The organism is Acidithiobacillus sp. AC3 (assembly GCF_050261095.1).
Taxonomy (GTDB): domain Bacteria; phylum Pseudomonadota; class Gammaproteobacteria; order Acidithiobacillales; family Acidithiobacillaceae; genus Igneacidithiobacillus; species Igneacidithiobacillus copahuensis.
In genome coordinates, this window is record NZ_CP189838.1 from 1,011,029 (window position 1) to 1,032,322 (window position 21,294).

The 21,294-nt window shown below is 60.8% G+C and carries 21 protein-coding genes; 10 read left to right on the forward strand and 11 right to left on the reverse strand.

The features are described 5' to 3' along the window. Positions 1-20: 20 nt before the first annotated feature. The 8 genes from ACQAYK_RS05225 to ACQAYK_RS05260 all read right to left on the reverse strand — a co-directional run bounded on the left by ACQAYK_RS05225 (position 21) and on the right by ACQAYK_RS05260 (position 8,434). Positions 21-1,190, reverse strand: a complete 1,170-nt coding sequence (locus ACQAYK_RS05225; RefSeq protein WP_215871876.1) for a lipocalin-like domain-containing protein — start codon at positions 1,188-1,190, stop codon at positions 21-23. Next, positions 1,180-3,675, reverse strand: a complete 2,496-nt coding sequence (locus tag ACQAYK_RS05230) for an ABC transporter permease (RefSeq protein WP_215871875.1) — start codon at positions 3,673-3,675, stop codon at positions 1,180-1,182. The genes ACQAYK_RS05225 and ACQAYK_RS05230 overlap by 11 nt, the downstream gene beginning before the upstream one ends. Beyond that, the gene (locus ACQAYK_RS05235) at positions 3,672-4,349 is read right to left on the reverse strand and encodes an ABC transporter ATP-binding protein (protein ID WP_215871874.1); all 678 of its coding nucleotides are present in this window, start codon (positions 4,347-4,349) and stop codon (positions 3,672-3,674) included. Before ACQAYK_RS05235 ends, ACQAYK_RS05230 begins: the two co-directional genes overlap by 4 nt. Before the next feature lie 129 nt (positions 4,350-4,478). Then, positions 4,479-4,676 carry a CPXCG motif-containing cysteine-rich protein gene (locus ACQAYK_RS05240; protein ID WP_215871873.1) on the reverse strand — a complete coding sequence of 66 codons (198 nt, stop codon included), beginning with the start codon at positions 4,674-4,676 and terminating at the stop codon, positions 4,479-4,481. After that, positions 4,651-5,307, reverse strand: coding sequence for a hypothetical protein (locus tag ACQAYK_RS05245; protein WP_215871872.1), 657 nt, complete (start codon positions 5,305-5,307; stop codon positions 4,651-4,653). Before ACQAYK_RS05245 ends, ACQAYK_RS05240 begins: the two co-directional genes overlap by 26 nt. A gap of 253 nt (positions 5,308-5,560) precedes the next feature. Beyond that, positions 5,561-7,210 (reverse strand): chaperonin GroEL, encoded by a 1,650-nt coding sequence (groL, locus tag ACQAYK_RS05250; protein ID WP_215871871.1) that lies wholly within the window; start codon positions 7,208-7,210, stop codon positions 5,561-5,563. Positions 7,211-7,261: 51 nt separating this feature from the next. Further along, positions 7,262-7,552 carry a co-chaperone GroES gene (groES, locus tag ACQAYK_RS05255; protein WP_215871870.1) on the reverse strand — a complete coding sequence of 97 codons (291 nt, stop codon included), beginning with the start codon at positions 7,550-7,552 and terminating at the stop codon, positions 7,262-7,264. Positions 7,553-7,663: 111 nt separating this feature from the next. Further along, the gene (locus tag ACQAYK_RS05260; RefSeq protein WP_215873445.1) at positions 7,664-8,434 is read right to left on the reverse strand and encodes a PilZ domain-containing protein; all 771 of its coding nucleotides are present in this window, start codon (positions 8,432-8,434) and stop codon (positions 7,664-7,666) included. A 420-nt stretch (positions 8,435-8,854) separates the two neighbouring features. Between ACQAYK_RS05260 and ACQAYK_RS05265 the strand changes: the two genes are divergently transcribed. Continuing rightward, the gene (locus tag ACQAYK_RS05265) at positions 8,855-9,628 is read left to right on the forward strand and encodes a PilZ domain-containing protein (protein WP_215871868.1); all 774 of its coding nucleotides are present in this window, start codon (positions 8,855-8,857) and stop codon (positions 9,626-9,628) included. A 41-nt stretch (positions 9,629-9,669) separates the two neighbouring features. Continuing rightward, positions 9,670-10,926 carry a type II secretion system F family protein gene (locus tag ACQAYK_RS05270; protein ID WP_215871867.1) on the forward strand — a complete coding sequence of 419 codons (1,257 nt, stop codon included), beginning with the start codon at positions 9,670-9,672 and terminating at the stop codon, positions 10,924-10,926. 23 nt (positions 10,927-10,949) lie between these two features. Here ACQAYK_RS05270 and ACQAYK_RS05275 read toward each other — a convergent pair whose 3' ends face one another. Continuing rightward, a complete protein-coding gene (locus ACQAYK_RS05275; protein WP_215871866.1) occupies positions 10,950-11,459 on the reverse strand; it encodes a DUF4124 domain-containing protein in 510 nt (169 codons plus the stop codon). Positions 11,460-11,534: 75 nt separating this feature from the next. Beyond that, positions 11,535-12,401 carry a tRNA glutamyl-Q(34) synthetase GluQRS gene (gluQRS, locus tag ACQAYK_RS05280; RefSeq protein ID WP_215871865.1) on the reverse strand — a complete coding sequence of 289 codons (867 nt, stop codon included), beginning with the start codon at positions 12,399-12,401 and terminating at the stop codon, positions 11,535-11,537. Between the two features lie 89 nt (positions 12,402-12,490). Between gluQRS and thiL the strand changes: the two genes are divergently transcribed. The 5 genes from thiL to alaS are packed head-to-tail and all read left to right on the forward strand — an operon-like array spanning position 12,491 to position 18,543. Further along, positions 12,491-13,495 carry a thiamine-phosphate kinase gene (thiL, locus tag ACQAYK_RS05285; RefSeq protein ID WP_215871864.1) on the forward strand — a complete coding sequence of 335 codons (1,005 nt, stop codon included), beginning with the start codon at positions 12,491-12,493 and terminating at the stop codon, positions 13,493-13,495. Then, positions 13,485-14,345: a CinA family protein gene (locus tag ACQAYK_RS05290; RefSeq protein ID WP_215871863.1), complete on the forward strand. Its 861-nt coding sequence runs from the start codon at positions 13,485-13,487 to the stop codon at positions 14,343-14,345. The genes thiL and ACQAYK_RS05290 overlap by 11 nt, the downstream gene beginning before the upstream one ends. 33 nt (positions 14,346-14,378) lie before the next feature. Beyond that, entirely contained in the window at positions 14,379-15,419 is a 1,041-nt protein-coding gene (gene recA, locus ACQAYK_RS05295) for a recombinase RecA (protein ID WP_215871862.1), read from the forward strand. Next, positions 15,416-15,874 carry a regulatory protein RecX gene (locus tag ACQAYK_RS05300; RefSeq protein ID WP_215871861.1) on the forward strand — a complete coding sequence of 153 codons (459 nt, stop codon included), beginning with the start codon at positions 15,416-15,418 and terminating at the stop codon, positions 15,872-15,874. The genes recA and ACQAYK_RS05300 overlap by 4 nt, the downstream gene beginning before the upstream one ends. 29 nt (positions 15,875-15,903) lie before the next feature. Then, positions 15,904-18,543 (forward strand): alanine--tRNA ligase, encoded by a 2,640-nt coding sequence (gene alaS / locus ACQAYK_RS05305; RefSeq protein ID WP_215871860.1) that lies wholly within the window; start codon positions 15,904-15,906, stop codon positions 18,541-18,543. A 14-nt stretch (positions 18,544-18,557) separates the two neighbouring features. On the opposite strand, the gene ACQAYK_RS05310 is transcribed toward alaS, so the two are convergent. Next, positions 18,558-19,181 (reverse strand): hypothetical protein, encoded by a 624-nt coding sequence (locus ACQAYK_RS05310; protein ID WP_215871859.1) that lies wholly within the window; start codon positions 19,179-19,181, stop codon positions 18,558-18,560. 150 nt (positions 19,182-19,331) lie between these two features. Between ACQAYK_RS05310 and ACQAYK_RS05315 the strand changes: the two genes are divergently transcribed. The 3 genes from ACQAYK_RS05315 to ACQAYK_RS05325 are packed head-to-tail and all read left to right on the forward strand — an operon-like array spanning position 19,332 to position 21,271. Then, positions 19,332-19,883, forward strand: coding sequence for a sigma-70 family RNA polymerase sigma factor (locus ACQAYK_RS05315; protein ID WP_215872235.1), 552 nt, complete (start codon positions 19,332-19,334; stop codon positions 19,881-19,883). After that, positions 19,870-20,598: an anti-sigma factor gene (locus ACQAYK_RS05320; protein WP_215872234.1), complete on the forward strand. Its 729-nt coding sequence runs from the start codon at positions 19,870-19,872 to the stop codon at positions 20,596-20,598. The genes ACQAYK_RS05315 and ACQAYK_RS05320 overlap by 14 nt, the downstream gene beginning before the upstream one ends. Positions 20,599-20,650: 52 nt before the next feature. After that, positions 20,651-21,271, forward strand: a complete 621-nt coding sequence (locus tag ACQAYK_RS05325; RefSeq protein ID WP_215872233.1) for a ferritin-like domain-containing protein — start codon at positions 20,651-20,653, stop codon at positions 21,269-21,271. Positions 21,272-21,294 lie beyond the last annotated feature (23 nt).

The following is a 21,294-nucleotide window of genomic DNA, read 5'->3' on the forward strand; positions in this document are numbered from 1 at the left end:
GGAAAAAGTGCATCCGTGGATCATTTTCGGATATCCGTAGTCTGGTCTGCGCTGCGATGTTTCGCCGGGGCACTTTGCCCCAGCCCCATCTGCAGGCGTCCGCCGTAGCCGGTCAGCTCCAGATAACCGCTGCCCAGCGGCCTTGCGCCTGCGCCGATCGCCCGTACGGCACCCTCCCAATAGACGCCGCCGGTGCTGCGCGTAGCCACGAATTCCTGGTTGTTCATCAGCGGTTGCAGGGTAAACTGCAGACCGGGAATCTGCACCCGCCAGGCGACGGGATAGCGGTTGCCGGTCTCGGGCGATTGCCAGAACCGCAGCGGCTGCAAGGTAATCTGCTGGCCATGGAGATACTGCACCCGGCCATCAGCATGACGCCAGGTACCCTCTAGCCATAGCGCACGCCCGTCAGCCTTGCGCATCTGAAAGAGCATCAGCGCCCCGCCATTGGCCAGATTGATGCCCATCCAGTCCCAGCCCACCGCTTGCTTGGGCAGGTAGGCGGCGGACCATTCATGATCGAGCCAGGCCTTTCCCTGCACCTGCTGCACTTTGCCGTCGATGTGTACCGAGCCGGTCACCCGTAGCTGTGGAATACTGTAATAATAACTGGCGTCGGCGGGATCCGGTCCCTTCTGGCTGACCCCGTCTGGCCCTTCCAGCAAGGGTGGCTGGGTCGTCTGGAAGTGCAAGTCATAGGCGATCGACTGCGCATCGATGCGGGCCTGATACTCCGCGCCCTTCTGCCGCAAGGACCAATGATCGATCCAGACCTCCGTCACGTCCTTCTTTGCCCCCGCCAGCCCCATGCCGGCACGGGCGATCCGTTGTGCGGTAAGAAGATGGCCGATACGAGGATCGCTGATGGCCGCCTGCGCAAAATAGATTTGTCGCGGATTGAAGGCGCTGGGGTTGTCCCACACCTGCGGCGGCCGCAGGCGAAAAAAGGTGATCTGGAAGCCCAGGGGATGCCCAGACTGGCTTTGCAGGTGGCCGGTGATGTACCACCATTCCAGGGGATATTGGGGATGGCTGCCGAAAGCGTTGGGGAACCGTAACGGATGCTTTGCGCTGACCTGTACCGATGGCGTCGGCAGCCGTGATAACGCTGTTGGTGGCAATGCGGCAGCGCTTAGCTGCGGCAGGCCGAAAGCGATGACTGTGGGCAGTATCAGACGCTTATTCATCATGCAGGAGTTCCGTATGCTGGCCCATCGCCTTGCGCGCTGACCAGAGCATGGTGAGGGTGCTGGCTAGCAACAGTGCGCCGGCCATGATGGTCAGTTGTCCCCAGGGGAGGTGAAAGCCCATCTGCCAATGGAAGGAGAGGGGGTTGACACGCTCGATCAGGATCAGGCTGATCAGGAGTCCGAGTCCCGTGCCGAGAAGTACACCAAAGAGGGAAAGCAATAGGCCTTCGCCGAGAATCAGGCGCAGTACCTCGCGCCGACGCAGGCCGAGGACGCGCAGCAGGGCGAATTCCTGGCGCCGTAACAAGGTTTGCGCACCAAAGCCATTGCTCACCCCCAGCAGGCCAATGACAATGGCGACCGCCTCCAGCGCGTAGGTGGCGGCAAAGCTCTGGTCGAAGATCTGCAGGCTGCGCTGCAGGATCTCGCCCGGCGTGGCAATCTGCCATTGGCCGCTTTCTGGATATTGTTGGCGCAACTCGCGTAGCACTTCGTCAATCCGCACTCCCGGCGCCAACCACAGCGCCACTCCGTTGATGCGCTGGTCACCGGTCCAAGCCCGATACTCCTCGATGGGGACGGAGATGGCTCCCTCCTGATACGCGTAGTCGCGATAGACACCGGCAATGCGTACGCGCTCGCCATGGGCGCCCAACGGTAACCGAATGATTTGCCCCACCTGCCAATGGCTGAGACCGGCAAGGATCTCGGAGATCCAGATGGGGGCCGGGCCGCTGGGATCGCTGGGGGCTTCTTGCAGAATCTGTAAGGTCTGACCCGGATGCTGCGGTTCCATGCCGCGCGCCAGGAGCGCAACCGGCGGACGTTGCGGCAGTAACGCAAGCTCGGTATGACGCAGACGGGAACAACGCTCGACGCCCGGGAGTTGGCAGAGCTGCGAGCCAGCGCCCGTGGGCAATAGTTCCTGATTGCCTGTTCCGGCTTGCACGTAGATATCCGCCCGCAGAATATCGCGCAGCCAGTCCGTCACCGAATCGCGAAAAGATCCCACCATCACTGCCATCGCTACCACCAGGCTGAAGGCCACGACGATAGCCGCCAGACTGCGACTCGCGCGCCCTGGATTACCGCGCAGTTGCTCCATCACCAGGCGGGGCAGGGCTGCCCGAGGAAGGGGGAGAAGGCGGACGAGGAGAGCGAGTAACCCCGGCAGCAGGAACAAAGTGGCAATCAACAGGATGGCAATCGCGCTGTAGGCGGCATAGGGAATGCTCCCCCAGGCGGGCAGAAGCGCGGCGATAGTGGCAAGGAGCAGCAAGAACAGGCCGATTCCGGTATGAGCGCCGGGCAGTTCCTCCTCGCTGCCATTGCCCAGAATCCGCACCACCGGCAGACGCCGGCTACTCCAGGCCGGCCAGAAGGCGCCGAACAGGGCGGCCCCCAATCCGGCCAGGGCAAAGATCGCCCAGAGACCAGGATGCGCCTGTAGCGCCGCTCCGGTAGCAGAAAAGTATCCGGCTCCCAGATTGCCGCCCATGCGTGCCAAGGCCAGTTGTGCCACGAAAATTCCCAAGGGCACACCCAAAAGCGCGCCCGGCAGGCCCAGCACCAAGCCCTGCAGCTGGCTAGCCAACAGAATTTCGCGCTCGCGCAGCCCCAGAACCCGTAACACGGCCAGACTACGGCGCTGGCGGATGGCAGTGAAGGCGAGGGTGGTATAAACCAGAAAGGCGCCAGTAAAGAGTGCCACCAGCGACAGCACCAACAGATTGACGCGATAGGCCAGAGATGCGCGCGCCGCTACCGAGCCGGCATCCTTGGGCGTGCGTAAAACGGCTCCGGGAGGCAGCCGTTTCTGCCAGCTCGACTGGAATTGCGCCACGTTCTCGTCCGGTTGCAGGCGCAGGGCAATCTGCGAGATTTTTCCCTCTTCGCCCCAGAGCCACTGGGCACTGGCAATATCGGTAATGGCGACAGCCTCTCCGGGGACTGGGTCCGCGATACTGCCAATTACCGTGAAGTGGCGCGGCACTCCCGCCACCTGCAAGAGTATCGACTGCCCTGGCTGCACCTTTAGCTCGCGCACTGCCGTTTGATCGAGTACCAGATGTAAGGGATTGAAAAGCGTGAAGGGATCTTGCAGATGCAGGGGTAGCAAAGGTTGTCCCAATGCCAGACTGCGGAAGGCGTCAATACCCCAAACAGACAGCGCCGCGCCGGAGGAGGTGCGCGCGAGAACACGCAGCTCCGGTGCTGCCACTGCCACGCCGGAGGCCAGGGCCAGGCGCGGGTACCAGTCCTCATTCAGGTGGCCGCCGGGACGGGTGAGCAGCAGATCTGCCTGACCGGCCAAACGGCGCATTCCCGAGGACACATTGTCCACGGCTTGCACATTGATCAGGGCAATGGCAAGGCCCAGGGCAACGCCCAGCGCCACTCCCAGCACCGCCAGTAGCGAAGCACCCGGATGGGCGCGCAGGGGCAGCCAGACGGCGGCACGCCAGGGAATTCGCCAGGAATTCACAGCGGGTGCAAACCGTCCCGACGCATTTCCAGACGTCGCTGGGCAATGGCTGCAGCCGCCGCAGAGTGCGTCACCATCAACACCGCGGCGCCCGCCGCCGTGCCCATTTGCCCGAGCAACGAGAGCACGTCGCTCGCGCGTTCCGGATCGAGGCTACCGGTGGGCTCATCCGCCAGCACCAGGGTTGGGCTATGAATCAGCGCCCGCGCCACCGCTACCCGTTGCTGCTCCCCTCCCGAGAGATTGCGGGGCAGGGCGTCCAGTCGTTGGACAATACCCAATTGTTCCGCCAGCGCCTCCACACGCTCGCGCAGTTCCCGCCGGGGCAGGGCATTCAGCCGCCAGGGCAGGGCGATGTTTTCCCGCGCCGAGAGCTGTGGCAGCAGATGAAACGACTGGAACACGAAACCGATCTGACGCCGGCGCAGCAGGGTGCGAGCGTCATCGTCGAGGCTGTCCACATTCTGTCCGCAGAGGGATACCTCGCCGGCATCCTTGCGTTCAAGGCCAGCGATGATGTGCAGCAGGGTGCTCTTACCTAGGCCACTTTCGCCACGGATGGCGACGAACTCACCGGGCTCCAGTTGCAATTCGATCCGTTCGAAGAGCCAGTTTTGCGGGGAATCCGGTTGACGTTTACCTACTGCTTCGAGCTTTAAGGCCGCAGAGCGCATGGAATGGGTACTCTCATTGCGTAAAAATGTTCGACTCTCATTGGACCGCAAAAATGCGAGCCGTTCACCGTGCGCCCGCTACCCATCAAAGAAAGCTACCCCCCAGTTTGGCATTAGAGTCGCCATCACTCAGGTGTTGGCCGCGTTGACGAGAATTTCCGAGATTTCCCCGTCTTTGTCCAGGTGGATTTGCAGTTCTGCCGGGGCACAACAAACCCGGCAGTCTTCAATATAGGTCTGATCTCCAGCAGATACGTCGATCTCTACGCTGAACGACTCCCCGCAGTAAGGGCACTGAATCTCAATGTACTCCAGCGGATTCGGCAAAGAAATCTCCTTTATTACTGCGAATGGATCTAGAGAGGAATTGGCGACGGGCTTTTGGAGAGCCCAGCAAGGCTAGCACCGTTAGTGCAGCGGCGCCGACGCAAGCCAAGATGAGCAGGTTAATGCTGACAACCTCGACAATGTTCGTCTCCCTGCCAAGCACAAACAGCATTTGCAAAACATACGCGATCGGTAGGTATAGACCCAGAGATAAGAAGAAAAATTTTTCCCACGCATGATGGTGTTGCATTAGCCAGCGGAACTCAATAAGTACCGAGGCGAGGAACCAAAGGGTTGCGATAAGCAGCAGGACGTGTGCATTTCCCTGCGCAAGAAGCCCCACCGCTATACTGGACCCGATCGCGACGTCGATGGCGGAGCGACGCGCCAGACCGGGAGACTCTGTTAATGAACCTTGAAGTTTCGGGAGCACAGAAAAGCAGTAGATGCCATGGGCGAGTGTGTATGCCGAGAAGAAGGCGAGAGTAAAGGTGAGCCAAAGGCTTGGCCACACACCTATACAAACAGCGTACAATATAAAGAACGCAGCCCGAATTCCCAACGCCTTTGGATGGCAAAGTTGATGGGCGAACTCTTTCACTTGCGCTTCGACGACAGTTGACGTTGCCATTTCATCTCCTTCTGCAGATGCAGGTAGTGATCCCTCCCTTTGATAATGCCTTAAAGATAATGGACCGCCCTGATGCTGTCAACTATATGTACAGTACAAAAAGCGTACAATTATCCAGGAATGCTTGGAGAGAGGAGTATCTTGCCCGGGGACGCAGATCTCTTGTCGAGAGCGATGATCAACAGAAGAGGACCAAAAAAATGGGCCGGCCCCCGCAGGGCCAGCCCATCTGTTACCGCTGGAATAGGGAGGTTTAGAAGCCGCCCATTCCTCCCATGCCGCCCATGTCACCCATATCGGGCGCGCCACCGGCCTTGTCTTCCTTCTTCGGAAGTTCGGTGATCATTGCCTCGGTGGTGATCATCAGACCGCCGACGCTGGAGGCCTTCTGCAAAGCCGTACGAGTGACCTTGGTGGGATCGATGACACCCATCTCGAACATGTCACCATACTCGCCGGAGGCAGCGTTGTAGCCGTAGCCGTCCTTGCCTTCGAGCACCTTGTTCAGCACCACGCTGCCTTCGCCACCGGCGTTGGCAACGATCTGGCGCAGCGGCTCTTCGATGGCGCGGCGGATGATGGCGACACCCATTTCCTGGTCATGGTTGTCGGTCTTGACCTTGTCCAGCACCTTGCGGGCACGGACCAGGGCCACACCGCCACCGGGGACGATGCCTTCTTCGACGGCCGCACGGGTCGCGTGCAAGGCGTCTTCCACGCGGGCCTTCTTCTCCTTCATTTCGATTTCGGAGCCAGCACCCACCTTGATCACCGCCACACCGCCAGCCAACTTGGCGACGCGCTCCTGCAGCTTCTCGCGATCGTAGTCGGAGGTCGCTTCTTCCATCTGCCGACGGATCTGCTCCACGCGGGCCTTGATTTCCTTCTGCTGACCAGCGCCGTCGATGATGGTGGTGTTTTCCTTGCTGATCACCACTTTCTTCGCTTCGCCCAGGTCGCTCAGGGAGGCACCTTCCAGCTTCATGCCGACTTCTTCGCTGATGACGCGGCCGCCGGTCAGGATGGCCATGTCTTCGAGCATCGCCTTGCGCCGATCGCCAAAGCCTGGGGCCTTGACCGCCGCTACCTTGATGATACCGCGCATGGAGTTGACTACCAGGGTCGCCAGGGCCTCACCCTCGACGTCCTCGGAGATGATCAGCAACGGACGGCCACCCTTGGCCACGCCTTCCAGCACCGGCAGCATGTCGCGGATGTTGGAGATCTTCTTGTCGTGCAGCAGGATGTAAGGATTCTCCAGCTCGGCAACCATCTTGTCCTGATTGTTGACGAAGTAGGGAGAGATATAACCGCGGTCGAACTGCATACCCTCGACCACGTCGAGCTCGTTCTCGAAGCCGGAGCCCTCCTCGACGGTGATCACGCCCTCGTTGCCGACCTTTTCCATGGCCTCGGCAATGATCTTGCCGATGGAGTCATCGGAGTTGGCGGAGATGGTGCCCACCTGGGCCACTTCCTTCTGGGTCTTGCAGGGTTTGGACTGCTTCTTCAGGTCTTCGACCACGGCGATGACCGCCTTGTCGATACCGCGCTTGAGGTCCATGGGGTTCATGCCGGCGATGACCGCCTTGACACCCTCACGGATGATGGCCTGGGCCAACACGGTGGCGGTGGTGGTGCCGTCACCGGCCTCGTCGGAGGCCTGGGAAGCGACTTCCTTCACCATCTGGGCGCCCATGTTCTCGAACTTGTCGGCCAGCTCGATTTCCTTGGCGACGGACACGCCATCCTTGGTGATGGTGGGGGCGCCGAAAGACTTGTCGAGCACCACGTTACGGCCCTTCGGACCCAGGGTCACCTTGACCGAATCAGCCAGGACATTGACACCGCGCAGCATCTTCTCGCGGGCTATTTCAGCAAAAGCTACTTGTTTAGCAGGCATGGAAGCACCTCTTCAACGAATGTGGAAAATATCGGGAAAATTTCGGATGGCTTACTTGTCGACCACTGCCATGATGTCGTCTTCACGCATCACCAGCAGCTCTTCGCCTTCGACCTTGATTTCCGTACCGGCGTACTTGGCAAACAGAACGCGGTCACCAGCCTTCACATCCAGGCCGCGAACCTTGCCGTCTTCCAGAATCTTGCCATGACCGACGGCTACGACTTCGCCCTGCACCGGCTTTTCCTTGGCGGTATCGGGAATGATGATGCCACCGGCAGTCTTCTGCTCTTCCTCCAGGCGACGGATGACAACGCGATCATGCAACGGACGCAGTTTCATAGAAGCTTTCCTCATCGAAATTGGACCAAAATCAGAACCCGCGAGGACGAGTATTAGCACTCACCCTCGTCGAGTGCTAATCATAGGCATCCGCGAGAGGGTGTCAAGGGGTTACCCAATGGAGGATCGCGAAGAATCGACGATCCGCTTTACCTGTGCCCCTTTTTTGCACAGGTACAGTTGTTCGGCTTTTTTTCGCTGCTCTTTGGTCAGGCTCATGCTTACCGCAATCAGGTATTTGCAGGGACTCCCCCTCGGGAGTGTTTCCTGCCGAGCGACCCGGGCAACCGTTTCGCAGGTTCCGCAATCGGGGATGTCGAAAGTCACCAGTAACGTCTCCCCGCGTGGAATATCCTGTTCGGTAAGAAAGCTGACCCCAGAGGGGCTGAAGTCATGCATCCGGCAGCGCAGGGTGCGGCCGTCCTGAAGGCGGAGGATCGCTTGCCCCTCACCCATCGGAACTCGCCGATCCGCACGGACTTTTCGGTAATAGAGGTGGTGGGGGTGGGTGAACACCAGAAAGTCGCCGACGGTACCTTGCGCTTCAGAAAAGCCCGCATAGACTTTGCGATCGAGCGACACGAACAGCAACACGCGCCGCATGGCATGGAGATTCAGGGAAAGGGATGCAGACGAAAAACACAGACATCCAGATTGCGGGTCACAGCCCTGGTAGTGCAACGCTTCTCCAGGAGCTTTGGGGTCTGGAGACAGGACTATAGCTTCTCCTTCCGAACGGTTACACAAAGGAGATCGGCCAGAGTCTGTCGCTGCTACCTCCGCGAATTCGGGAAGCAACGCTTCTAGGTATTCCGTAAGATTCAATTCTCCCCGGAAAGGAAGCGTCATCCCTAGTTCTGAGTCATCAAACGTGAGGCCCATTGACAATTTCCTCCGTGCAATGACCAATAGTAAAAACCTTTTGACGGTACACCCACTGTATCAAACAAGCAACTTCGTGTAATGATTTTGGAACTCAATTTGTCGTGCTGATATAAGGATTACCGCAATCTGGACGAGCTGGAGCTGGAGCTGGAGCTGGAGCTGGAGCTGGTACTGGTCAAGATGCAATTGGTCAACGAATGAGAGGTCGCCGTGCGGCCGCGTATAGGGATCTGCCGGGTAGCGGAAGACGGCGTGCAAGATCCAGCAAATCTGTTACGCTACATTGACTAGGGCCTGTATCGAGCCAAGGCGATCCGCGATGAGCGCAGCCACTATTGGGTGTTCCATCGGTGGCTCGGGCTTGGGCTTGCCAGCCGAACGCCGCGCGGGCCTGTTCACCAAGCCGGAGGAGGAAGGATGAACACCACCAGCACCGATGTCACCCTGGATCGCACGCCGCTCGCTTCCTTGTTGCCTTTGCGAAAAGGCATGAACATTGCGGATTATCACCTGCTGTTGGTGGGAGAGTTTGATCGGAGCATGGTCGAATTCGTGCCCGACAGCCTATGTCAAGCCGGCGCCGACAGTAGCGCGGTCATCTTTGCATCCGACCCGCAAGATCCGGGACACAGCTTCTCTTTTGCGGGCTGCGATGCGCACGGCCTGCAGTTTCGAGCACAGGGAAATGCGGTGTGGGGCAGCTACCGAAAGGTGTTGGTGTTTATCGAGACGGCGGGTGGCATTTATTCGTTTTTCAGTGACCTGGAGGGGATTGACTCGCAAGGGGTTTATCACTTCCGTCGCCCGGCGTTACTCTATCAACGCAAGACCCGCCTGCGCCGGCGCTTGCATCTGGATGGTCAGATCCTGCTGCGGCGGCGCAGCGGCGAGAGTATTGCGGGGGCTTTGCATGACCTGAGTTTGGATGGTGCCAGTTTTTTTCTGGCCAATTGTCCGCTGGACCCCGGCGAAGCGGCGTTGGTGGAGTTTGATGTCGTCGATTGCGGACACTGCGAAACGGTGGTGACGACGGTGCGGCGTGAGGCTCGCTCCGCCACTCTCGGTGATCTGGTGGGTGTGCGACTGCTGCTGACCAAGGCGCAGAAAAAGCAGGTCGAGCACCTCTATCTTTGCTTGGAATACCCGCAGTTACGCCATTGGCACCTGGACAATTCGGCTGACGTCGTCTAATTGCCTCGGGCAAGAGAAACGGGGTAAGCGGGGAGACAGGTATGGCAACCGCCGTGAAGGGACAGCAACGGCAAACGGAAAAGGTCAATTTGACCGAGTTCGTTTGGGAAGCCAAGACCGCAGATGGACGCACGCGGCAAAAAGGCGAGATGACGGCGGCCTCGGCTAACGTGGTCAAGGCTAGCTTGCGGCGGGCGGGGCTTACCCCCATCGTGGTCAAAAAGGCGCCCAAGCCGCTCCTGGGCGGGGAGGGAATCAAGGAAGCCAGTCTGGTGGTCATGGTGCGTCAGCTTTCCACCATGATCAATGCGGGCGTACCCCTGGTGCAGAGTTTCGAGTTGCTGGTCTCGGCCACCTCCCAGCCCGGTATGCGCAAGTTGCTCAAGGGCATTTTGCGCCATCTGAACGAAGGCGAATCCCTGTCGCAGTCTCTGGCGCACTATCCCAAATACTTTGATCGCCTCTTCGTTTCACTGGTAGCGGCGGGCGAGCAGGGCGGTATTCTCGATACCATCCTGCTGCGTCTGGCGGATTACCGTGAAAAGAGTCTGGCCCTGACCAAAAAGGTCAAGTCCGCGATGTTCTACCCGGCTGCGATCATTACCGTCATGATCGTCGTGGTGGTCATCCTGATGATCTTCGTGATTCCCGTCTTCGCGAACCTTTTCAGTAGCTTTGGCGCGACCCTGCCGCTGTTGACCCAGGTGGTCATCAATATTTCCAACTGGATGCGCGGGCACTGGTACATCGTGGTGGTAGTGCCCATCGCTGCAGTGTTTCTGTTTCGCTATGCCTACCGGCGCAGTGACAAATTCAAGGTGTTTGTCGATCGCTATGCCCTGAAAATTCCGGTCTTGGGCGATATTTTGCTGAAGGGTGCGGTGGCTCGTTTCAATCGCACGCTCTCGACCATGCAGGCTGCCGGTGTACCCATTCTCGATGCCCTGGATACCCTTTCCCGGGTATCCAATAACGCCATCATCGAAAAGAGCGTGCTCAATGCCCGCGCCGATGTTGCCGCGGGCGGGCGTATCTCTACCAAGCTCAAGGAAGATGGGGTGTTTCCCTTGATGGCCACGCAGATGCTTGCCATTGGTGAAGAGACCGGTGCCGTCGAGGTGATGTCGGGCAAGGTCGCGGATTTCTATGAAAACGAGGTAAACGAGGCCGTCAATCGCATGTCAACCCTCATGGAGCCGATCATCATGGTCATCCTGGGTATCGTGGTGGGTACCCTGGTGGTGGCCATGTATATGCCGATCTTCAAGATGGGCGCGGTCGTGACCCACGGCGGGTAAGCCCCTGCTCGGCGTGCTCTGACTCAGGGTGTCTGCCGCGGCCAGGGACCGGTGTACCACGGCGCGATTTGCGGCAGCCCGTTGTTTACCGTTGGCGATTGTGGCGGGCGTGGCCTGGGTGGCCCGGGGTGGGGTTGGTAGGGGTAGGACGGATAGAGAAAGAGCGACGGGCCGCGGTCTTCATGGATGATCTGTGGCTGCCGTTGTCCGAGATAGTTTTCTAGAGCGCGTAGCAGGTTGAGTTTGGCGGCAAGCTCCTCGTCCCTGGCAATTTTCTGCTCTGTTTGCTCCGCTTTTCGCGCGGGTTGCATCACGACGGGCGCCGGTGGAGTGGCCGATATGGGACTCTGCTCACCGATTTTTTGCACGTCTCTGGCATCCTTGGGTGGCCGGTTGCCAAAGCTGACCACGCCCTCGGGCGAGACCCAGCGGTAAATGGGCAGCGCAAGCGCCGAGGGTGCCAGGACTGGCATCGCCAACCAGCAGGCACTCATCAGGACCATGTACCTTGGCAAACCCCGCGTTTTCCGCATCTTTCCGCTCATCTGCGCTTGACCTTGGCTACCATAAACCTATTCCCGCAGATACCCCAAATCATCGCCACAGAATCATTCCAACACATCCCAGCGTCTGGCCCATTCGGCCAGGGCCCAGTCGCGCCAGTCGTCGGGGCTTGCGCCGTGCAAATCGGCGGGAGTTTCCCAACCCAGCGCCTGCAGGCTCTGTTCCCAGACGATTCTGGCATCAAAGGCTGCGGCGCTGTCGCTTTTGGAGAGTTTTTTGCCATTGGCATCATAGAGTAAGGGTAGGTGACCATATTGGGGCGACGGTAATCCCAGTTGCCTTTGCAGGTACTGCTGTAGAGGGGTGATGGCCGTCAGGTCGGCCCCGCGGACCACCTCGGTAATTCCCTGTTCGGCATCATCCACCACGCAGCAGAGGAGATAGGCAAACGGCCCATCGGCACGCAACAGGACCGGGGGCTGCTCGGGAGGAATGAATTGCTGGGTACCCAGGTAGCGATCTTGCCAGGGGGCGCGAAGTAGGGTGTGCAAATCCAGCCGCCAGGCCCGGGGGCTACGTGGCGGCTGGCTGCGACAGCTACAGGGTTGGTGGGCGAGGCTTTGTCGGGTACAGTCGCAGGGGTAGGCAAGCCCTTGCTCGCGCAGCCGTTGCAGCGCTGCGGTGTATTGATCCCGGTATTGCGATTGGTAGCGAAGGGTGCCGTCCCATGTGAGTCCGAGGGAGTCCAACTGCCGCAGAATCTGCCCGGCAGCCTCTGGCCGACAACGGGTGCTATCGATGTCATCGATACGCAGCAGCCATCGTCCCCCCTGGGATTTGGCGCTCAGGAAACTGCCAATGGCTGCCAGTGCCGAGCCCGCATGCAAGGGTCCGCTGGGACTTGGCGCAAAGCGGCCGGTAATGACTTGCGCCGGGCGAATCGGTAGATTGTTGCGGGAGTCTGTGGACATCGTTGCAAACGCGAAAGAGGAAACAGCCGTACATGCCAGCATACCCTGTTCGCAGCGAAATACTGAATATCTGTTGGGGCGTTATCTGAATGCCCGCCGGTGAGTTTACCCTGATTGCCGAACTGCGGGATGCCCTGGGCCAGGGGCGGTCTGGGGATGGTACCCTGATTGGCATTGGCGATGACGCGGCGGTGCTCGATTGTGGCGGACGGTCGCTGGTGGCCTGTACCGATACCCTGGTAGCCGGGCGGCATTTTTTTGCCGACGTGAACGCCGCGGATCTGGCCTGGAAGGCGCTGGCCGTCAACCTCAGTGACCTTGCCGCCATGGGCGCTGAGCCGCGCTGGACCTTGCTCAATCTGGCTTTGCCGGCTGGGTTGGCGACGGCTGCCTGGCGTGCCGACTTTGTGCGTGGCTGGCAGGCCCTTGCATCTGCTTCTGCCGTGCGTCTGGTGGGCGGCGATACGGTGGCCAGCGATGGGCCGCTGACCGTGACGGTGACTGCCCTGGGACTGCTCAGTGGGCCGGCCTTGCAGAGGGACGCGGCGCAGCCGGGGGATGACATCTATGTGACCGGCACCCTGGGCGATGCGGCACTGGCCCTGGAGCGTGCCTTTGCCGCACGCCGGGGCGAGGAGAACCCGCCCCTGGCAGGGGCCGACTGGCTGGAGCAACGACGCTTGCGTCCTACGCCGCGTCTTGCCTTTGCCCGGGCGGCGCAACGCTTGCGCGCCCTTTGCGCTCAGGATGTTTCGGATGGCTTTCTCGCGGATCTGGGCCATATTTTGCGCGCTTCGCGGGTCGGTGCGCGCATCGATGCCGAGTGCCTGCCCCTGAGTCCGCCGGTGGCGGAGTGGGTGGCGGAGGATGGGGAACGACTGTCGCGCACGGCCCTCACCGGTGGCGACGATTACGAGTTGATCCTTTGCGCGCCGCCCTCCCTGGCCGGCGAGCTGCAGGACGCGGCGCGGCGGACAGCGACGCCCTTGTGCAGGGTAGGGCGGATTCTGCCGCCTGCGGCGGGTGTGCGGCTTTTCTGGCAGGGCGAAGAACGACCGTTGCCGACACAATGGGGGCACGAGCATGCACTCTGAATTGCCGATTTATCTCCCTCTGCACCCCGCTGCCTTGCCTATGGCGCAACGGGTGGCGGCCTGGATCGAGGGGGCGGGGCAGCCCGTGCGTTTGACCCTGTGCCGCGAGCTACCATTGAATGCTGTGATTGGCGTGGCCCTGGGAGACTTTGCCAATGCCGCTGCCTGGCAAGCCGCCGGTGGAGCCCTTCTCGACCCCCTAGACTGGTCGAGGCTTGCAGAATATCTGTGTCGCCACTGGCCGCTTGCGGCAATGCCGCGCACCCGCTTTGGCGTGACCCCAGCGGACGCCGCTTTGCCGGGAGAAATCTGGGTGGGAAATGGGGACGGACTGGTACTGGATCTGGCGCCGCCGGAGTGGGCCTTGTTGCGCTGGGCCGCGAGCCGCGGCTGGCAGTTGGCGACGGCGGAGTCCTGCACCGCTGGCGGAATTGCCGCGCGCATTGCCGCCTTGCCGGGATCGTCTGCAGTGTTGCGCCAGGGTTTTGTGGTGTACAGCAATGCCGCCAAGGAAGAGATGCTGGGGGTCTCGGGCGAGACACTGCAGGCGCATGGTGCGGTCTCCGAGGCCGTGGTTGGCGAGATGCTCGATGGTGCCCTGCGTCATGCCGACCTTGCCGTTGCGGTCAGCGGTATTGCCGGCCCCGGCGGCGCGGTGCCCGGCAAACCGGTAGGCACCGTCTGTCTGGGCTGGGCAAGCCGCAGCCGACGGCAGGTGTGCACGTTGCTCTTCGCCGGTGATCGCTGGGCAGTGCAATATGCTGCCGGCTCGGTCGCCATCGGTGGCTTGTTGGGTTTGCTGGCAGAGAGTGAGCATCCCAAGATTGGTCTGAGCGAATCCCTCGGGTAGAATGCCCGGGTACCCCAACGAGGAGATGGCAAGATGGATGATCAACGGAGCAAGGCGCTGGCCGCGGCCCTGTCGCAAATCGACCGCCAGTTTGGCAAGGGTGCCATCATGCGCCTGGGCGAGCAGAGCGCCGTCAAGGACATTGCCGTCTATTCCACGGGTTCCCTGGGGTTGGATCTGGCCTTGGGCGTCGGCGGGCTGCCGCGTGGGCGTATCGTCGAGATCTATGGGCCGGAATCCTCCGGCAAAACGACCCTGACCCTGCACGCCATCGCTAGTTGTCAGGCCGCCGGCGGTACCGCGGCCTTCATCGATGCCGAACATGCCCTCGATCCCACCTACGCGCAGAAGCTCGGGGTGGATCTCGAAAATCTCCTCATCTCACAGCCGGATACCGGCGAACAGGCGCTGGAGATTGCCGATATGCTGGTGCGCTCCGGTGCCGTCGATCTCATTGTCATTGATTCTGTGGCCGCCCTGACTCCCAAGGCGGAAATCGAGGGCGAGATGGGCGATTCGCACGTCGGTCTGCAGGCGCGTCTGATGAGCCAGGCGCTGCGCAAACTCACCGCCAACATCTCGCGTACCAATACTTTGGTCATTTTCATCAACCAGATCCGCATGAAAATCGGTGTCATGTATGGCAGCCCGGAAACCACCACCGGCGGCAATGCCCTCAAGTTTTACGCCTCGGTACGGCTGGATATCCGCCGCATTGGCGCCATCAAGAAGGGCGACGAGGTCCTTGGTAACGATACCCGGGTGAAGGTGGTCAAAAACAAGGTGGCTCCTCCCTTTCGCGAGGCGGAGTTCGCCATCTATTACGGCGAAGGCATTTCGCGTCTGTCGGAGCTGGTCGATCTGGGTGTCAAGTTCGACATTTTGGAAAAGAGCGGGGCTTGGTACAGCTACGGTACGGAGCGGATCGGGCAGGGCAAGGAAAACGCCCGCCAGTATCTGAAAGAGCATCCGGAGGTAGCCAAGACCATCGAGGACAAAGTGCGTGCCGCGGCCCTGGGTCACCCGCTGGCCTTTGCCGAAGAGGTTCCGGGGCTCGCCGAAGCCGAGGCATGAGTGACGGGGAGGCGGCCATCGAGGCCGCAGCCCTGCGATTGCTGGCGCGCCGAGAATACGCCCGCGCCGAGTTACGATCTCGCCTCGTGCGGCAGTCCGGCTTCGCCGCTGAGGCGGTGGATGCGGTCCTTACAAGTTTGGAAGGGCGCGGATATCTGAGCGATGCCCGCTACCGTGAGGCGCGGATGCGCAGTCGAGCCGCGCGTGGTCAGGGCCCCGTGCGGGTGGCGCAGGACTGGCGCGCGAGTGGTGCAGGCGATGACCGCGTCTTGCTGGCGGAGGTCGATTGGCTGGCACGGGCGCGGCAGGTGCTGCAGAAGCGTTTTGGTGAGCAGGCACCTGGCGACGCCAAGGAATGGGCACGCCGGGCGCGTTTTTTACAGGGGCGGGGCTTTCCTCCCGATTTGATTCGCAAGGCGTTGGCCGGAGAAGATTTTTTCGCGGATGGGGAGTGAGCCCCGCCGAGTATCGTTCAGGGAGTCACATGAAGTCAGCAGCCATCCGTACCGCTTTTCTGGAGTTTTTTGCCAGCCAAGGGCATCAGATCGTCCCCAGCAGCCCGCTGGTGCCGCGTAATGACCCGACGCTGCTCTTCACCAATGCGGGTATGGTGCAGTTCAAGGATACCTTTCTGGGACTGGAGCAGCGCCCCTATGCGCGGGCCGTCTCCACCCAGCGCTGCATGCGCGCCGGCGGCAAGCACAACGATCTCGAAAATGTAGGGTACACCGCACGGCACCATACCTTCTTCGAGATGCTCGGTAATTTCTCTTTTGGCGATTACTTCAAGCGGGAAGCCATCCGGTTTGCCTGGCGTTTCCTCACCGAGACCCTGGGACTGCCAGCCGAAAAACTCTGGGTGACGGTCTACGAAAAGGATGACGAAGCGGCCGCGATCTGGCTCGACGAGATGAAAGTCGACGCAACGCGTTTCTCCCGCTGCGGCGACAAGGACAACTTCTGGAGTATGGGCGATACCGGCCCCTGCGGTCCCTGTTCCGAGATTTTTTACGATCATGGCGCGGAAATCCCTGGCGGTCCGCCCGGAAGCCCCGATGCCGACGGTGACCGCTATATCGAGATCTGGAATCTGGTTTTCATGCAATACGACCGGGATAGTTCGGGCAAGCTCACGCCCTTGCCCAAGCCTTCGGTCGACACCGGTATGGGGCTGGAGCGACTGGCGGCGGTCCTGCAGGGCGTACACAACAACTACGACACCGACATCTTTCAGGTGCTGATCGCCGCCGCGGCAGAGCTTGCCGCTACCCCTTATGGTGCCAGCGCCGAAAGTGATACCAGTCTGCGGGTCTTGGCCGATCACATTCGCGCCTGCAGTTTCCTGATCACCGATGGCGTCATGCCGAGCAATGAAGGTCGTGGTTATGTGCTGCGGCGTATCATCCGCCGTGCGGTGCGGCATGGGCGTAAGCTGGGCGTCGAGGATGCATTTTTCTATCGTCTCGTGGCCCCGCTGGTTGCCAGCATGGGGGACGCCTACCCAGAGCTGCGCCAGGCACAACACGAGGTCGAGCGGCAGCTGCATCGCGAGGAAGACAAATTCCGCGAGACCTTACAGCGCGGGCTCGATCTCCTTGACGAGGCCATTGCCAAACTGCCGGCAGGGGCGCCCATCCCCGGCGAGGTCATCTTTCGCCTGTCCGATACCTACGGTTTTCCGGTTGATTTGACCGCCGATATCGCCCGTGAGCGTGGCCTGGAGATGGACATGGCGGGCTTTGACGCGGCCCTGGCCGAGCAGCGCCAACGCTCCCGCGCCGCGTGGTCGGGCAGCGGCGCGGTGAAGGCGGAAAAGATCTATCACGATTTGGCCATGCATCTACCGGCTACGGAATTTTTGGGCTATGGCGGTTGCGATGGGGCCGGGGGCGTGCTTGCCATCGTGCGCGATGGCGCCAGTGTGGACAGTCTGGCGGCGGGCCAGTCCGCCGCGATCATCCTGGATCAGACGCCATTCTATGCTGAGTCGGGTGGACAGGCGGGTGACGTCGGCAAGCTCTTCCATGGTCAGGAAATACTCTTTACCGTGACGGACACGCAAAAGCCGGTGCCCAGCCAGCATGTGCATATCGGCACCCTGGAACGTGGCAGCGTCCATGTCGGGCAGGTCCTGCAGGCAGTGGTCGATCCCGCCGCCCGCGCTGCCACCGCCGCGCACCATTCAGCGACGCATCTTCTGCATGCGGTACTACGCCGGCGCTTGGGCAGCCATGTGCAGCAAAAAGGATCGCTGGTGAATGCCGAACGGCTGCGCTTCGACTTCAGCCATCCCGAGCCTCTGGAGGCGGCGGAGTTACAGGCCATCGAGCGTGAGGTAAATGCGGCCATTCGCGCCAATGTGCAGGCCGAGACGCGGGTATTGCCCCTGGCCGAGGCCCAGGCCTTGGGCGCCATGGCCCTCTTTGGCGAGAAATACGGCGAGGAAGTTCGGGTTGTGCTGATGGGGGAGCACTCGCTGGAGTTTTGTGGTGGTACCCATGTCGCTGCCCTTGGAGAGATCGGCTTCTTCAGGATTCTGAGTGAGTCCGCCGTCGCCGCGGGGGTTCGCCGTATCGAGGCCGTCGTTGGGGAGGCCGCCTTGCGCAGTGTGCAGCAGGATGAGGAACGTCTGCGCGGGGCAGCGGCTTTGCTCAAGGCAGCCCCCGCCGAACTCGATCAGCGTCTGGCCCAGACCCTGGAACGCTTGCGGCAACTGGAGAAGGAACTGGAGCGCAGCAAGCGTGATTTGGCCGCCAGCGCGGGTGCCGATCTGGCCGCGCGGGTAGAGCGCATTCAGGATGTCCCGGTTCTGTTGCAACGCCTGGATGGGATGGATGCCAAGGCCCTGCGCGAGGTGCTCGATCGTCTGCGCTCGGAAATCAGCTCCGGCATCATCGTTCTAGCCGGCGTGGCCGATGACAAGGTGTCGCTCTTGGCGGCGGTCAGCAAGGATCTGCATGGCAAGGTCCATGCGGGTGAACTAGTGAATGTCGTTGCTCAGCCTTTGGGGGGCAAGGGAGGCGGGCGGCCCGATATGGCTCAGGCCGGTGCCGCGCAAGCGGAAGGGCTGGACGCGGCGATGGCCGAGGCAAGGACGTGGCTTAACGAGAAGATTGCTTCCTGAGGGAGCGACCAGAATCAGGGGCGGCCAGGGCCATGGTCGCCCTGCCAACCACGGTCTCCTGGCCCATGATCTCCGCGGCCGGGGTTGCCATGATCGGGACCATGTCCTCCCCGCTGCTCTCCATGCGGACCGTATTCACGCTGCGGCCCTTGTGGATGCTGCGGGTGATAGGGACCGTGATCCGATCCGTGTGGCCGGTATTGCTGGGGGACGGGCGGCTGCGGCCGGGCTTGCGGCCGAAAATGCCGCCAATGTGGGTCGCGCGCGCGATAGTGGGCTTCATTCTGTACGCGTTGCCAGTCTCCGGGATGCCAGCGCTGTAATCCCGGGGGCGGTGCCGCAATCGGGCGCCACGGGCCGCGATACCCAGGACCTGACCACCAACGATTGCCGTAATAATAGTAGTAGCTGGAGCCGCCATAGAAAATGGGCTGAGAACTGCCATAGGCCGCGTACACTCCCAAACTGGGCAGCCAAACCATCAGCGGTGGACTAGCGACGACCGCAGGCGGGTAGTACGCCGGTGTGCCGATGTTCAGTTGCAGATCAATGGGGCTGGCCATTGCTGCGCTACTCAGGCCCAGAACTGCAATGCCTAACAGGCCATTTCTTAGGGAAAATCTCTTCTGCTTTTTCATGATGATTTCTCCAGTTGTGTTCCGCTCGTGGTCAAGTGCAGGTACTCTGCGCTATCCTCGGGCCAGACTGTACCAATGAGCATACGGCTTTGCGGTAGAGAGGTGCGAATGCAAAAGTGTGAGGAATCATGAATTGTCCCGTAATGCCTCATGATTGACACCGCCGAACTGGAGCGGCTGCTACTTGCGGTTGCGTGTGGCGATCAGCAGGCGTTCCAGCGTTTTTACCGGGAGACGTCTGCGCATCTCTACCCCGTGGCTTTGCGTATTCTGAGAGAGGATGGCCGTGCGGCCGATTGTTTGCAGGATGCCTTTCTCAAGATCTGGCTGAAGGCATCCGAGTATCGCGCAGGTCGCTCTCCCATGGCCTGGGCGGCGGCGATCGTGCGTTACCAGGCGATTGATCTGTTGCGCCGTATGCCCAAGGACGAGCCTGGTTGGGAAGAGCCCGACTGGGAGCGCGAAGAATGGGGGGCCGTGCATAATGAGGCCGCATTGTATCCTGCCGAGCGCAAGCGTATCGAGGATTGTTTGCAGAAGATGACAACAGAGCAGCGCCAGGCCATCGTGCAGGCCTTTTATCGTGCCGCGACCTACGAAGAGGTAGCCACACACTTTGGGGCGGCTCTGGGGACGGTGAAAAGCTGGATTCGTAGGGGATTATTGTTTTTGAGGGACTGTTTGCAGCATGAATCTGCGTAAGCATCCGCAACTTTCCGAGCAACTGGCAGCGCTGTATGTGATCGGCAGCCTGCGAGGAAGGGCACGCCTCCGCTTCGCGCGGCTCGTGCAGCAGGATGTCGTCCTTGCGCAGATGGTGGAGCGCTGGGAGGATTTACTGTTGCCTGCCATGCTTCCTGCGCGTCCGCAGCCGGTGCCAGAGCGCGTATGGCATGGCATTCGTGCGCAGTTGCCCAGAGCGACCCTCGCCCAACCCCGATCCCGATCGTCGCATCTGCCATGGTGGCGCCGCCTTGCCCTGTGGCAGGGCCTGAGCGCGGCGCTGGCAGTCGTGCTGGTGGTCAGTTGGTTATGGCCCAGCGTGCCGCGCATGCCCATGCTGGCAGTCGTCAATAATAGCCAAGGGCAGGCAACCTGGGTATTTCATGCCAGCGCTCATCATATGCGCCTGGTCACCCTGCGAAACACCCAAATTCCCCCGAATAAATCCATGCAGCTATGGGCCATTGTGCCCGGTAAGAAGCCTGTTTCGATGGGACTGTTGCCGATGCAGGAAGGGCAGACGCCGGTACTGCCGGTGCCGGACCACATGAACCTTTCTCACGCCCGCCTGTTGGCGGTGACCATGGAGCCTGCTGGAGGTTCTCCGACCGGGCAACCCACCGGGCCCATACTGCTCAAGGCGACGTTGATCAGCAGTCAGGATGCATCCACAGGTCCACGCCGTGCGTACTAGATTGTGATGACACAGTTCATCACTCTTTTCTCGTCACAGGCAGGAGAATATCATGCAGGAAAATGAGCAAGTTGGCGCAAATCGTCGGGATTTTCTGAAAAAAAGTGCCCTTTTTGGCTTGGGTCTGGCCGCCGCCGGAAATCTGGTTTTGCCGGCCACGGCGCGGGCCGCAGGGATGTCTGCGAACAGCGAGAGCCACGATCTGGGTATCCTGAACTTTGCCCTGAATGCCGAACATCAGGCGATTGCGGCCTACCAGGTAGGAGCTGACAGTAAGCTCCTGCAGCCGGGTCCGCTCAAACTGGCCCTGCAATTTCAGAAGGATCATGAAGCGCACGCGGCCGTACTCGCCGAGACGATCAAGAAGATGGGTGGTAAGCCGGTTGCGGCCAAGCTGCCACTCACCGCTTCCATGGGTGACTTGGCCAAGGCCTGGGGTTTCCCTGTTGATAAGTTGAAGGATCAGGCCGACGTGCTGCATTTTGCCGCAGGCTTGGAAATCGGCGCCGCCAAGGCGTATTTAGGGGCAGTGAAACAGTTCAGTAATCCGGAGCTCGCGCACGCCGCAGCCAATATCGAAGGCGACGAGGCGATGCATTTTGCCACGTTGCGCAATGCTTTGGGGATGAATCCCGTGCCCGCTGCCTTCATCTCGGCCATGCCGGACGACTGATACAGCGTAGTGGAAAAAAGGCG

Coding starts and splice junctions, on each gene's coding strand:
- ACQAYK_RS05225 (WP_215871876.1), bottom strand. CDS start 1,190: ATGATGAATAAGCGTCTGATACTGCCCACAGTCATCGCTTTCGGCCTG.
- ACQAYK_RS05235 (WP_215871874.1), bottom strand. CDS start 4,349: ATGCGCTCTGCGGCCTTAAAGCTCGAAGCAGTAGGTAAACGTCAACCG.
- ACQAYK_RS05245 (WP_215871872.1), bottom strand. CDS start 5,307: ATGGCAACGTCAACTGTCGTCGAAGCGCAAGTGAAAGAGTTCGCCCAT.
- groL (WP_215871871.1), bottom strand. CDS start 7,210: ATGCCTGCTAAACAAGTAGCTTTTGCTGAAATAGCCCGCGAGAAGATG.
- groES (WP_215871870.1), bottom strand. CDS start 7,552: ATGAAACTGCGTCCGTTGCATGATCGCGTTGTCATCCGTCGCCTGGAG.
- ACQAYK_RS05260 (WP_215873445.1), bottom strand. CDS start 8,434: ATGGGCCTCACGTTTGATGACTCAGAACTAGGGATGACGCTTCCTTTC.
- ACQAYK_RS05265 (WP_215871868.1), top strand. CDS start 8,855: ATGAACACCACCAGCACCGATGTCACCCTGGATCGCACGCCGCTCGCT.
- ACQAYK_RS05270 (WP_215871867.1), top strand. CDS start 9,670: ATGGCAACCGCCGTGAAGGGACAGCAACGGCAAACGGAAAAGGTCAAT.
- ACQAYK_RS05275 (WP_215871866.1), bottom strand. CDS start 11,459: ATGCGGAAAACGCGGGGTTTGCCAAGGTACATGGTCCTGATGAGTGCC.
- gluQRS (WP_215871865.1), bottom strand. CDS start 12,401: ATGTCCACAGACTCCCGCAACAATCTACCGATTCGCCCGGCGCAAGTC.
- thiL (WP_215871864.1), top strand. CDS start 12,491: ATGCCCGCCGGTGAGTTTACCCTGATTGCCGAACTGCGGGATGCCCTG.
- ACQAYK_RS05290 (WP_215871863.1), top strand. CDS start 13,485: ATGCACTCTGAATTGCCGATTTATCTCCCTCTGCACCCCGCTGCCTTG.
- recA (WP_215871862.1), top strand. CDS start 14,379: ATGGATGATCAACGGAGCAAGGCGCTGGCCGCGGCCCTGTCGCAAATC.
- ACQAYK_RS05300 (WP_215871861.1), top strand. CDS start 15,416: ATGAGTGACGGGGAGGCGGCCATCGAGGCCGCAGCCCTGCGATTGCTG.
- alaS (WP_215871860.1), top strand. CDS start 15,904: ATGAAGTCAGCAGCCATCCGTACCGCTTTTCTGGAGTTTTTTGCCAGC.
- ACQAYK_RS05310 (WP_215871859.1), bottom strand. CDS start 19,181: ATGAAAAAGCAGAAGAGATTTTCCCTAAGAAATGGCCTGTTAGGCATT.
- ACQAYK_RS05315 (WP_215872235.1), top strand. CDS start 19,332: ATGATTGACACCGCCGAACTGGAGCGGCTGCTACTTGCGGTTGCGTGT.
- ACQAYK_RS05320 (WP_215872234.1), top strand. CDS start 19,870: ATGAATCTGCGTAAGCATCCGCAACTTTCCGAGCAACTGGCAGCGCTG.
- ACQAYK_RS05325 (WP_215872233.1), top strand. CDS start 20,651: ATGCAGGAAAATGAGCAAGTTGGCGCAAATCGTCGGGATTTTCTGAAA.